The organism is Streptomyces swartbergensis, from assembly GCF_002148965.1.
GTDB lineage: Bacteria > Actinomycetota > Actinomycetes > Streptomycetales > Streptomycetaceae > Streptomyces > Streptomyces swartbergensis.
In genome coordinates this window covers 1-11,943 of sequence record NZ_NGFN01000267.1, presented here as the reverse complement: position 1 = coordinate 11,943, position 11,943 = coordinate 1, and the positions used below count along the sequence as shown (strand labels likewise).

Here is an 11,943-nt window from a genome sequence, read left to right as displayed (position 1 = left end):
CACCCCCACGCCCCGCACGAGCGCACCCACCAGCGCCGACCCGAGTCCGGAACCGCACAAGAAGGCCCCCAAGCCCTCGGCGTCCGACGCCACGTCGAAGCCCCCGAAGCCTCCGGCCTCGCACGGGACATCCATACGCTCGGTCAACTACCCCGACCGCTACTGGCGTGTCCGCGACGGCTACGTCCGCCTGGACCGGATCGGCTCCGGCCCCGAGCAGCGCGAGGACGCCACATTCGAGCGCGTCTCCGGCCTCGCCGACTCCTCCTGCTACTCCTTCACCACGGCGGACGGCCGCTACCTCCGCCACCGCAGCTTCGTCCTGGTCAAGGACGCCGACGACGGCTCGGCCCTGTTCCGCAAGGACGCCACCTTCTGCCCGCGCCCCTCGGCCTTCTCGGGCGCGGTCATGCTGGAGTCCGTGAACTATCCGGGCCGCTTCCTGCGTCACCGCAACTTCCAGCTCCGCCTGGAGCCGTACCAGTACGACGGCCTGTACCGCGCGGACTCGGCGTTCCGGCTGGTGGCGGGGCTGGACTGACCATGCGAAAAGGGCGGCACCCCGGGAGGGTGCCGCCCTTTTCGTCAGTCAGTGGATCTCAGACGTTGAATCCGAGCGCCCGAAGCTGCTCACGCCCGTCGTCCGTGATCTTGTCGGGGCCCCACGGCGGCATCCAGACCCAGTTGATGCGCAGCTCGTTGACGAGGCCGTCCGTGGCGGACTTGGCCTGGTCCTCGATGACGTCCGTCAGCGGGCAGGCCGCGGAGGTCAGGGTCATGTCGACGGTCGCGATGTTCGACTCGTCGACGTGAATGCCGTAGATCAGGCCGAGGTTGACGACGTCGATGCCCAGCTCGGGGTCGACGACGTCCATCAGGGCCTCACGGAGTTCTTCCTCCGAGGCCGGCTTCATCTCCACGGTCTCGCTCATGCCGTCGTCTCCTTCTCGGCGTCGGCGCCGCCCAGCACCTGGGCCGTCGCGTCCTTCCAGGCCATCCAGCTCAGCAGGGCGCACTTGACCCGGGCCGGGTACTTGGACACCCCGGCGAACGCGACCGCGTCCTCCAGGATCTCCTCCATCGCGTCGTCGGGTTCGAGCTTCCCCTTGGACTGCATCAGCACCAGGAAGGTCTCCTGGATCTTCCGCGCCTCGGAGAAGTCCTTGCCGACGAGGAGTTCGTTCAGTACGGAGGCCGAGGCCTGGCTGATCGAGCAGCCCTGGCCCTCGTACGAAACGTCCTCGATCTTCGTTCCGTCGTACTTCACGCGCAGTGTGATCTCGTCACCGCACGTCGGGTTGACGTGGTGCACCTCGGCGTCGCCATCCCGCAAGCCCCGCCCGTGCGGGTTCTTGTAGTGGTCCAGGATGACTTCCTGGTACATGGAGTCCAGTTTCACCGTCTAGCACGCCCTTCAGCCGAAGAAGTTCCGTACGTGCTCCAGGCCGTCGACCAGCGCGTCGATCTCGGCCGGCGTGGAGTACAGATAGAACGACGCTCGCGTGGTCGCAGGAATTCCGTACCGCAGGCAGACCGGCCGCGCGCAGTGGTGGCCGACCCGGACCGCGATGCCCTGTTCGTCGAGGACCTGGCCCACGTCGTGCGGGTGGATGTCGCCGAGCGTGAAGGAGATCGCCGCGCCGCGCTCCTCGGCCGTCGTCGGGCCGATGATGCGCAGGTCCGGGACCTCCAGCAGCCGCTTCACGGCGTACTCGGTCAGCGCGTGCTCGTGGGCGAGGATCTTGTCCATGCCGATCGAGTTGAGGTAGTCGATCGCCGCGCCGAGACCGACCGCCTGGGCGACCGGGGGCGTGCCCGCCTCGAACTTGTGGGGTGCCGGGGCGTAGGTCGAGGAGTGCATCGACACTGTCTCGATCATCTCGCCGCCGCCGAGGAAGGGCGGCAGGTCCTCCAGGAGCTCCTGGCGGCCCCAGAGGACGCCGATGCCCGTCGGGCCGCACATCTTGTGGCCGGTGAAGGCCACGAAGTCGGCCTGGAGGGCCTGCACGTCCAGCGGCATGTGCGGCGCGGCCTGCGAGGCGTCGATGCAGACCAGCGCACCGACCTCCTGGGCGCGGCGCACGATCGCCTCGACCGGGTTCTGGGTGCCCAGGATGTTGGAGACCAGCACGAAGGAGACGATCTTCGTCTTCTCGTTGATGACCTCGTCGATGTTCGACAGGTCCAGGCGGCCGTCGTCGGTCAGGCCGAACCACTTCAGCTTCGCGCCCGTGCGCTGCGCGAGCAGCTGCCAGGGCACGATGTTGGAGTGGTGCTCCATCTCCGTGATGACGATCTCGGTGTCGGAGTCCACGCGGTAGGGCTCGTCGGCCCAGCCCAGCATGTTCGCCACGAGGTTGAGCGACTCCGAGGCGTTCTTGGTGAAGATCACCTCGTCACGCGACGGCGCGTTGATGAACTCCGCGACCTTGTCGCGCGCGCCCTCGTACAGCGCCGTGGCCTCCTCGGCGAGGACGTGCACGCCACGATGGACGTTGGCGTTGTAGCGCTCGTAGTACTCGTTGAGGGCGTCCAGCACCTGACGCGGTTTCTGGCTGGTCGCCGCGTTGTCCAGGTACACGAGCTTCTTACCGTCGTGGACCTGGCGGTCCAGGATGGGGAAGTCCTTACGGATCGCCTCTGTGTCGAGGAGGCCCGGCAGCAATGTCACGCGGATACGCCACCCTTCGTGTATGCCTCGTAGCCCTCGTTCTCCAGCTTGTCGGCGAGCTCGGCACCGCCGGACTCGACGATCCGGCCGCCGGAGAAGACGTGCACGTGGTCGGGCTTGATGTAGCGGAGGATGCGCGTGTAGTGCGTGATCAGCAGGGTGCCGACCTCGCCCGTGTCACGGACGCGGTTCACACCCTCCGACACGACCCGCAGGGCGTCGACGTCCAGGCCGGAGTCGGTCTCGTCGAGGACCGCGATCTTCGGCTTGAGCAGCTCCAGCTGGAGGATCTCGTGGCGCTTCTTCTCACCGCCGGAGAAGCCCTCGTTGACGTTGCGCTCGGCGAAGGCGGGGTCCATGTTGAGGCGCTCCATGGCCTCCTTGACCTCCTTCACCCAGGTGCGCAGCTTGGGGGCCTCGCCGCGGATGGCGGTGGCGGAGGTGCGCAGGAAGTTCGACACGGAGACACCCGGGACCTCGACCGGGTACTGCATCGCGAGGAACAGACCGGCGCGGGCGCGCTCGTCGACGGACATCTCCAGGACGTCCTCGCCGTCGAGCGTGACGGTGCCGCCGGTGATCGTGTACTTCGGGTGTCCCGCGAGCGAGTAGGCGAGGGTCGACTTGCCCGAGCCGTTGGGGCCCATGATGGCGTGCGTCTCGCCCTGCTTCACGGTGAGGTCGACACCCTTGAGGATTTCCTTCGTGCCGTTCTCGACCTCGACGGTGACGTGCAGGTCTCGGATTTCAAGCGTAGCCATGGGTGCCTCAGGACTCCTGGGTGAGGGAGACGAGCACGTCGTCCCCTTCGATCTTTACGGGGTATACGGGGACGGGGCGCGTCGCGGGAAGGGCGTCGGGCTTGCCGGAGCGGAGGTCGAAGCGCGAGCCGTGCAGCCAGCACTCGATGTGGCAGTCGTCGACCTCGCCCTCCGACAGGGAGACGTTCGCGTGCGAGCAGATGTCGTGGATCGCGAACACCTCGCCCTCGGTCTGCACGACCGAGACCGGCGTGCCGTCGAGTTCCACCCTCTTCGGGGTGTCCTCCTCCAGCTCACTCAGCCCGCAGACGCGTACGAAGGCCGTCATCAGACCGACGCCTCCAGCTCCTCGTCGATCTTCACGAGAAGGCGCTGCTCGATGTCGTCGACACCGATCTGCTGGACGAGTTCGGCGAAGAAGCCGCGGACCACCAGTCGGCGGGCCTCTTCGGCCGGGATGCCGCGGGCCATCAGGTAGAAGAGCTGCTCGTCGTCGAAGCGGCCGGTGGCGGAGGCGTGACCGGCGCCGACGATCTCGCCGGTCTCGATCTCCAGGTTCGGCACCGAGTCGACCCGCGCGCCGTCCGTGAGGACGAGGTTGCGGTTCATCTCGTAGGTGTCGGTGCCCTCGGCCTTGGCCTCGATCAGCACGTCGCCGATCCACACGGCGTGCGCGTCGTCGCCCTGGAGCGCGCCCTTGTAGACGACGTTCGACTTGCAGTGCGGGGTGTTGTGGTCGACCAGGAGGCGGTGCTCCTGGTGCTGGCCCTTGTCGGTGAAGTACAGCCCGAGCAGCTCGGCCTCGCCGCCGGTGCCGGCGTAGGACACACGCGGGTGCAGCCGTACGAGGTCGCCGCCGAAGGTGACCACGACCGACTTGAACGAGGCGTCCCGGCCGACGAGGGCGTTGTGCTGGGCCACGTGCACGGCCTTGTCGTCCCAGTCCTGGACGGAGACGACGGTCAGCTTGGCGCCGTCACCCAGGAGGTAGTCGACGTTGGCGGCGAGCACCGCGTCACCGGTGTGGTCGATGACGACGACGGCCTCGGCGAAGGCGCCCAGCTCGATCACCTGGTGGGCGTAGGCGGTCCCGCCCTCGCCGTGCACGGCGATCCGGATCGGCTCGGTGAGGACCGTCTCCTTGGGGACGGTGACCACGCCGGCCTTCTCGAACGCCGAGTACGCCTGGGCGGCGATCCGGTCCGCCGGGGTGCCCGCCTTGCCGAGCCGGACGTCGTCACGGCCGACGGTCTCGACGGTGACGCCCTCGGGGGCCTGGATCTCCACCTTCAGTCCCTCGCCGGTGGCGACGGCGGTGCCGTCGTGCAGCCCGCGCAGGCGCTCCAGCGGGGTGAACCGCCACTCCTCCTCCCGGCCGTGCGGGACCGGGAAGTCCGCCACGTCGAAGGACGGGGGCGCGCTCATGCGCGTGGCGACGGTCGACTCTGCGGCCACCGCGATCTGGCCGGCGGTGGTGGAGCCCACCGGGATTGTCTGAGCCTCAGCCATGGCTGTCGTAGTGCTCGCTTTCTGAGTAAGACGTGTGTGCCGGACGGGGCGGGGTCAGCCGACCGCGCCTTCCATCTGCAGCTCGATCAGCCGATTGAGCTCGAGCGCGTACTCCATGGGGAGCTCCTTGGCGATGGGCTCGACGAAGCCGCGCACGATCATCGCCATCGCCTCGAACTCGCTCAGACCACGGCTCATCAGGTAGAAGAGCTGGTCCTCGGAGACCTTCGAGACGGTCGCCTCGTGGCCCATGGACACGTCGTCCTCACGGACGTCCACGTAGGGGTACGTGTCGGAGCGGGAGATGGTGTCGACGAGCAGCGCGTCGCACAGCACGTTCGACTTGGAGCCGTGGGCGCCCTCGCCGATCTCGACCAGACCGCGGTAGGACGTACGGCCGCCACCGCGCGCCACCGACTTGGAGACGATGTTGGACGAGGTGTTCGGCGCCATGTGGACCATCTTGGAGCCGGCGTCCTGGTGCTGGCCCTCGCCGGCGAAGGCGATGGACAGCGTCTCGCCCTTGGCGTGCTCGCCCATCAGGTAGACGGCCGGGTACTTCATCGTCACCTTGGAGCCGATGTTGCCGTCGACCCACTCCATGGTCGCGCCCTCGTAGGCCACGGCGCGCTTGGTGACCAGGTTGTAGACGTTGTTCGACCAGTTCTGGATGGTCGTGTAACGGCAGCGGGCGTTCTTCTTGACGATGATCTCGACGACCGCGGAGTGCAGCGAGTCCGACTTGTAGATCGGGGCGGTGCAGCCCTCGACGTAGTGCACGTAGGCACCCTCGTCGACGATGATCAGGGTCCGCTCGAACTGGCCCATGTTCTCCGTGTTGATACGGAAGTAGGCCTGGAGCGGGATCTCCACGTGCACGCCCTTCGGCACGTAGATGAAGGAGCCGCCCGACCACACGGCGGAGTTCAGCGACGCGAACTTGTTGTCACCGACGGGGATGACGGTCCCGAAGTACTCCTTGAAGAGCTCCGGGTGCTCCTTCAGGGCCGTGTCGGTGTCGAGGAAGATGACGCCCTGCTCCTCCAGGTCCTCGCGGATCTGGTGGTAGACGACCTCCGACTCGTACTGCGCGGCGACACCGGCCACGAGGCGGTTCTTCTCGGCCTCGGGGATGCCCAGCTTGTCGTACGTGTTCTTGATGTCCTCGGGCAGGTCCTCCCAGGAGGCCGCCTGCTTCTCCGTGGAGCGCACGAAGTACTTGATGTTGTCGAAGTCGATCCCCGACAGGTCCGAGCCCCAGTTCGGCATGGGCTTCTTCTCGAACAGGCGCAGGCCCTTGAGGCGGAGCTTGGTCATCCACTCCGGCTCGTTCTTCTTCGCGGAGATGTCCCGGACGACGTCCTCGTTGATGCCGCGCTTGGCAGAGGCGCCGGCCGTGTCGGAGTCGGCCCAGCCGTATTCGTACTTGCCCAGGCCCTCGAGCTCGGGGTGGGCAGTCTCCGTGGGGAGAGTCATGCGGGGTTCCTCCCGGCCGTGCTTGCAGATGCGTTGTGGGAAATCTTGGGGATGAACGTCGTGCAGACGCCGTCGCCGTGCGCGATGGTGGCGAGCCGCTGTACGTGTGTACCGAGCAGCTCGGCGAAAAATTCCGTCTCCGCCTCGCACAACTGCGGGAACTGCTCGGCGACGTGGGCGACCGGGCAGTGGTGCTGGCAGAGCTGCTCACCCTTCTGGGGGTGGGGCGCACTGCGCGCCGTAGCAGCGTACCCGTCCGCGCTCAGCGCCTTGGCCAGCGCTTGTGTCCGCTGCTCGGGCGCGGCGGCCTCGACTGCCTCGCGGTACGCGCCCGCCTGCGCGGCGATCCTGGCGCGGGCGAACGCGGCGATCGCCTCGTTCCCGCCCTCGCGGTCGGCGATCCAGCGCAGCGCGTCCGCCGCCAGCTTGTCGTACGACTGGTCGAAGGCGTCCCGGCCGCAGTCGGTCAGGGCGAACACCTTGGCCGGCCGGCCGCGGGTGCGCGCGCCGTAGACCCGCCGCTCGCGCGCTTCCACGACACCGTCGCCCGCGAGGGCGTCGAGGTGCCGGCGCACGGCCGCCTGGGTGAGACCCAGCCGCTCGGCGAGCTCGGCGACGGTCGACGGGCCGTGGTCCAGGATGGACCGCGCGACTCGGTTGCGGGTGGACCGCTCCCCGGTCGCGAGCTCCTCCTGAGGGGACCCCGTGGGGGTCTCCCGAGCCTCGCCGACGTTTTTCACAACGCCATTGTTGCGTAATTCATCGGGGCCCGGCAAGCGGCGCCCGGCCACCCCCAAGGTGCGCTGCGTCACTTAGGTAAACCTAATCCGACCTGCGGAAACGATCTCTGATCGATCAAACCGGTGGCATGCCGAAGCCGCTTCGGGGACACTCCCGAACCATGGCCACACCCCCTCCGACCGGCCCTCTTGTCACCCGGGACACGCTGCGCACACAGCTGTCCGAGCTGGGTGTGCGCCCCGGCGAGACCCTCCTCGCGCACTCCTCGCTCAGCTCCCTCGGCTGGGTCAACGGCGGCGGAGTCGCGGTCGTACAGGGACTGCTCGACGCGCTCGGCCCGGAGGGCACGCTGGTGGTTCCGACACAGACCGGCGACCTCTCCGACCCGGCGCTGTGGGGCAACCCGCCCGTGCCCCCGCAATGGTGGGCGGCCATCCGCACCACGATGCCCGCCTACGACCCCCGGATCACCCCCGCGCGCGGGGTCGGCGTCGTCCCGGAGACCGTGCGCACCTGGCCCGGCGCGCTGCGCAGCGCCCATCCCCAGACCTCGTTCGCGGCTATCGGCCCGCGCGCGGCGGAGGTGGTCGAGGGCCACGCGCCCGACTGCCGGCTCGGCGAACGCAGCCCGCTCGCGAAGCTGGAGGCCATGGGCGCCCGGGTCCTGCTGCTCGGCGCCGGCTACGCCTCCTGCACCAGCTTCCACCTCGCCGAGTACCGGATACCGTCCCCACGCGTCGCCGTGGGCCGGCCGGGCCCGGACGGCTGGGAGACCGTGACGGAGGTGTCGATCAGCTCGGACCGGTTCGACGAGCTGGGCTACGACTTCGAGCGGGACCGTCCCGTCGTACGCGGGAAGGTCGGGGCGGCCGAGGCGCGGCTGTTCCCGGTGGCGGACGCGGTCGCCTATGCCGAGCGGTGGCTGGCGGTCCACCGCCCCCGTGAGGAGGAGTTCCTCGACCCTCCCCCACTCTCGGCTCCGCTCGAGCGGGGGGACCCCCAGGTCTGAGCCGGGGCGCACGAACCTAGACTCTGGACTCATGCGAAGTGACCCCGTGGTCCAGGTCCAGGCCCTGGTGAAGCGGTACGGCGCGAAGACCGCGGTGGACGGGCTGGACCTGGTGGCCCGGGAGGGCGTGACCGCCGTGCTCGGCCCCAACGGGGCGGGCAAGACGACCACGGTCGAGACCTGCGAGGGGTACCGGAAGCCGGACTCCGGCACGGTGCGCGTCCTGGGCCTCGACCCGGTCGGACAGTCCCGGGACCTGCGGCCCCGCATCGGCGTGATGCTCCAGTCCGGCGGCGTCTACTCGGGCTCCCGCGCGGACGAGATGCTCCGCCACGTGGCCAAACTGCACGCCCACCCCCTGGACGTGGACGCGCTCATCGAACGCCTCGGGCTCGGCTCCTGCGGCCGTACGACGTACCGGCGGCTGTCGGGCGGACAGCAGCAGCGGCTCGCCCTCGCGATGGCCGTGGTCGGGCGCCCGGAGCTGGTGTTCCTGGACGAGCCGACCGCCGGGCTCGACCCACAGGCCCGCCGCGCCACCTGGGACCTGATCCGGGACCTGCGCACCGACGGCGTCTCCGTGATCCTCACCACCCACTACATGGACGAGGCGGAGCAGCTCGCCGACGACGTGGCGATCATCGACGCGGGCCGGGTCATCGCCCAGGGCTCCCCCGAGGAGCTGTGCCGCGGTGGCGCCGAGAACACGCTCCGTTTCTCCGGCCGCCCCGGGCTGGACGTCGGCTCGCTGCTGAAGGCCCTGCCCGCCGACTGCTCGGCCGCCGAGCTGACGCCGGGTTCCTACCGCGTCGTAGGCAAGATCGACCCGCAGCTGCTCGCGACGGTCACCTCCTGGTGCGCCCAGCACGGCGTCATGCCGGAGAAGATCTCCGTCGAGCGGCACACCCTCGAAGACGTGTTCTTGGAGCTCACCGGCAAGGAGCTGCGTTCGTGACCGCCACCGGCACCGGGATGTACACGCCGAAGCCCGGCGCGGCGCCCCTCCCCCGCATGATCGCGGCCCAGGCCGCGCTCGAGACGAAGATGCTGCTGCGCAACGGCGAGCAGCTGCTGCTGACGGTCGTCATCCCGACCCTGCTCCTGGTGCTCTTCAGCACCGTGGACATCGTCGACACGGGCGCCGGCGAGGCCGTCGACTTCCTCACCCCCGGCATCCTCGCGCTCGCGGTGATGTCGACGGCGTTCACCGGCCAGGCGATCGCGACCGGCTTCGAGCGCCGCTACGGCGTCCTGAAGCGGCTCGCCTCCTCGCCTCTGCCGCGCTGGGGCCTGATGACGGCGAAGACACTGTCCGTGCTGGTCACCGAGGTGCTCCAGGTGGTCCTGCTGACGGTGATCGCCTTCGCGCTCGGCTGGTCACCGCAGGGCAACCCGTTCGCCGTGCTGCTGCTCCTGGTCCTCGGTACGGCGGCCTTCTCGGGCCTCGGCCTGCTGATGGCCGGGACGCTGAAGGCCGAGGCGACGCTCGCCGCCGCCAACCTGGTGTTCCTGCTGCTGCTCGTCGGCGGCGGGGTCATCGTGCCGCTCGACAAGTTCCCCTCCGCCGCGCAGGACCTGCTCGACCTGCTGCCCATCTCGGCCCTGTCCGGCGGACTGCGGGACGTGCTCCAGCAGGGGGCCGGGATGCCCTGGGCCGACCTGGGGATCCTGGGCGTCTGGGCGGTCGTGGGGTTGGCGGCGGCCGGACGGTTCTTCCGCTGGGAGTAAGGCCCACGACGGCGGGGAGAAGGCCCACGACGGCTGGAGAAGGCTATGACGGACCCTCGTGAAAGCGTGCACAAGCGGCGTCCTACGATGGGTCGCGTGCCAAAAGTGACCCCCGCCGACGCCAGGGCGGCCCTGCGCAACCCCCTCGCCTTCATCGCCGAGCGGTGGACCCCGGAACCCCGGACGGTCCAGCGCGCGGCCCTCTCCGCGATCGTGATGTCGGTGCTCATCGTGGTCACCGGCGGAGCCGTACGGCTGACCGGCTCGGGCCTGGGCTGCCCGACCTGGCCCAAGTGCACCGCCGACTCGCTCACCGCCACCAGCGAGATGGGCTTCCACGGTGCCATCGAGTTCGGCAACCGCATGCTGACCTACGTGCTGTGCGCCGCCGTCGGCTGGGCGATCATCGCCGCGCGCTCCCAGAAGCCGTACCGGCGCGGCCTGACCCGGCTGGGCTGGGCGCAGTTCTGGATCGTGATGAGCAACGCGGTGCTCGGCGGCATCGTCGTGCTGGTCGGTCTCAACCCGTACACGGTCGCCGCCCACTTCGTGGCGACGTCCGCGCTCATCGCGGTGGCCACGGTGATGTGGCAGCGCACCCGTGAGGGCGACGCGCCGCCGCACCCGCTGGTCGGCAAGGCCGTCCAGCAGCTGGTGTGGTTCCTGGTCGCCGCCGCCGTGCTGCTCATCCTGGTCGGCACGGTGGTCACCGGCGCGGGCCCGCACGCCGGCGACTCCAGCGAGGTCGAGCGGATGCCGGTCGACTGGGAGACGGTGAGCAAGCTGCACGCCGTGCTGGCGTGGATCGTGGTGACGCTGACGTTTGCCCTGTGGTTCGTCCTCAAGGCGGTCGACGCGCCGCGCGGCCCGCTGCACCGCACGCGCGAGCTGTTCCTCATCCTGCTCGCGCAGGGCGTCATCGGCTACGTCCAGTACTTCACGGACCTGCCCGAGGTCCTGGTCGGCCTGCACATGTTCGGCTCGGCCGTGATGTGGATCTGGGTGCTGCGGGTGGTGCTGTCGTTGCGCGAACGGCCGGATGTCGTGGCCGACGTGCCCGGTCCGGCGCCCGAGGCGACCCTGACGAAGGCCTAGTCGAGGCCGTACACCCGGCGCGCGTTCCCCGACGCCAGCATCCCCGCCACCCGCTGCGCGTCGGCCAGGCACCACGCGCCCTCGGCGACCCAGGTGCCGAGCACCCGGCCGAGCGCCTCGCGGAACAGGCGGGCGCCCACCACGTGCAGCTCGGGCAGCCCCTGGGCGCCGGTGGAGAAGAGGATCTTGCCGAAGGGGGCCAGCTCCAGGATCTCCGCGAGGATGGTCGCGGCGCGGGCGCCGGTGCGGACCAGGGCGGCGCCGCAGTCGACGTAGACGTGCGGGAAGACACCGGCCAGGTGGGCGGCGTGCCGGTGGTACGGGTAGCCGTGCAGCAGGACGAGGTCTGTGCCGAGACCGGCCGTGGCCCGCACGAAGTCCGTCAGCAGCACCGGATCCGTACGGTCGATGCGCAGGCCCGGTGCGCCGAGCCCCGCGTGCAGCTGGAGCGGCAGCCCCGAGGCGACGGCGCTCCACAGCAGGTGCCGCAGCAGCACGGGGTCGCTCAGCTCCCCGCCGACACCGCGCGCCGCGAGCCAGCGGCCGACGGCCCCCCGTACCTCCCCCGGCCCGGGCGGCTCGGGCGCGAGCGCGAGGCCGTGCCGTATGCCCGCGACCGACGTGAAGGCGACGGCGTTCGCGGCGGCGGCGTGCACGGACTCGGCGAGGTTGGCGAGGAAGGACTCGACGGTCCCGGAGGTGTCGGCGACCTGCTCGGCGAGCAGTTCCAGGCGTACGATCTCGCGGGCCTCGGCGGCTCCGGCGGAGGCCAGTTCGCCGGGTTCGGTCAGATCACCGGGCAGGCCCGTGTCGACCAGGTACGTCGTGATGCCGCTGCCGCGCAGGAGCCGGCGGGCGGACTCCAGGACGCCCAGTTCCCGGCGGCGGGCCAGGTAGCGGGCGGGCGTGCAGTGCGGTTCGAGGCCGAGCAGGGGTGGGCACCAGCGTCTTAC

The 11,943-nt window shown here is 69.8% G+C and carries 14 protein-coding genes; 5 read left to right on the top strand and 9 right to left on the bottom strand.

What is annotated here, in order from left to right; genetic code table 11:
- The coding region (locus tag CA983_RS31810) for an AbfB domain-containing protein (protein WP_208637084.1) at positions 1-541 on the top strand (541 nt) is incomplete at its 5' end.
- Positions 542-599: 58 nt separating this feature from the next.
- Here CA983_RS31810 and CA983_RS31805 read toward each other — a convergent pair.
- Genes CA983_RS31805 through CA983_RS31770 form a run of 8 tightly spaced genes read right to left on the bottom strand, consistent with a single transcriptional unit; the run spans position 600 to position 7,157 of the window.
- Positions 600-932 (bottom strand): metal-sulfur cluster assembly factor, encoded by a 333-nt coding sequence (locus CA983_RS31805; RefSeq protein ID WP_010039749.1) that lies wholly within the window; start codon positions 930-932, stop codon positions 600-602.
- Positions 929-1,399, bottom strand: a complete 471-nt coding sequence (gene sufU / locus CA983_RS31800) for a Fe-S cluster assembly sulfur transfer protein SufU (protein WP_086604261.1) — start codon at positions 1,397-1,399, stop codon at positions 929-931. Before sufU ends, CA983_RS31805 begins: the two co-directional genes overlap by 4 nt.
- Positions 1,400-1,414: 15 nt before the next feature.
- A complete protein-coding gene (locus tag CA983_RS31795; RefSeq protein WP_086604260.1) occupies positions 1,415-2,671 on the bottom strand; it encodes a cysteine desulfurase in 1,257 nt (418 codons plus the stop codon).
- Positions 2,668-3,432 (bottom strand): Fe-S cluster assembly ATPase SufC, encoded by a 765-nt coding sequence (gene sufC / locus CA983_RS31790; RefSeq protein WP_086604259.1) that lies wholly within the window; start codon positions 3,430-3,432, stop codon positions 2,668-2,670. The genes CA983_RS31795 and sufC overlap by 4 nt, the downstream gene beginning before the upstream one ends.
- A 7-nt stretch (positions 3,433-3,439) precedes the next feature.
- On the bottom strand, positions 3,440-3,760 hold the full coding sequence (locus CA983_RS31785; protein WP_086604258.1) for a non-heme iron oxygenase ferredoxin subunit: 321 nt from the start codon (positions 3,758-3,760) through the stop codon (positions 3,440-3,442).
- On the bottom strand, positions 3,760-4,941 hold the full coding sequence (sufD, locus tag CA983_RS31780; RefSeq protein ID WP_086604257.1) for a Fe-S cluster assembly protein SufD: 1,182 nt from the start codon (positions 4,939-4,941) through the stop codon (positions 3,760-3,762). Before sufD ends, CA983_RS31785 begins: the two co-directional genes overlap by 1 nt.
- Positions 4,942-4,995: 54 nt before the next feature.
- Complete coding sequence (gene sufB, locus CA983_RS31775; RefSeq protein WP_086604256.1) at positions 4,996-6,417, bottom strand: Fe-S cluster assembly protein SufB; 1,422 nt, start codon at positions 6,415-6,417, stop codon at positions 4,996-4,998.
- Positions 6,414-7,157 (bottom strand): helix-turn-helix transcriptional regulator, encoded by a 744-nt coding sequence (locus CA983_RS31770; RefSeq protein WP_086604255.1) that lies wholly within the window; start codon positions 7,155-7,157, stop codon positions 6,414-6,416. Before CA983_RS31770 ends, sufB begins: the two co-directional genes overlap by 4 nt.
- Positions 7,158-7,318: 161 nt before the next feature.
- Between CA983_RS31770 and CA983_RS31765 the strand changes: the two genes are divergently transcribed.
- The 4 genes from CA983_RS31765 to CA983_RS31750 are packed head-to-tail and all read left to right on the top strand — an operon-like array spanning position 7,319 to position 10,990.
- Entirely contained in the window at positions 7,319-8,167 is an 849-nt protein-coding gene (locus CA983_RS31765) for an AAC(3) family N-acetyltransferase (RefSeq protein WP_086604254.1), read from the top strand.
- 31 nt (positions 8,168-8,198) lie between these two features.
- On the top strand, positions 8,199-9,122 hold the full coding sequence (locus CA983_RS31760) for an ABC transporter ATP-binding protein (protein WP_086604253.1): 924 nt from the start codon (positions 8,199-8,201) through the stop codon (positions 9,120-9,122).
- Positions 9,123-9,139: 17 nt separating this feature from the next.
- On the top strand, positions 9,140-9,895 hold the full coding sequence (locus tag CA983_RS31755; protein ID WP_086604262.1) for an ABC transporter permease: 756 nt from the start codon (positions 9,140-9,142) through the stop codon (positions 9,893-9,895).
- Between the two features lie 45 nt (positions 9,896-9,940).
- Positions 9,941-10,990: a COX15/CtaA family protein gene (locus CA983_RS31750; RefSeq protein WP_425276488.1), complete on the top strand. Its 1,050-nt coding sequence runs from the start codon at positions 9,941-9,943 to the stop codon at positions 10,988-10,990.
- On the opposite strand, the gene CA983_RS31745 is transcribed toward CA983_RS31750, so the two are convergent.
- The coding region (locus CA983_RS31745) for an amidohydrolase family protein (protein ID WP_086604251.1) at positions 10,987-11,943 on the bottom strand (957 nt) is incomplete at its 5' end. The genes CA983_RS31750 and CA983_RS31745 overlap by 4 nt on opposite strands.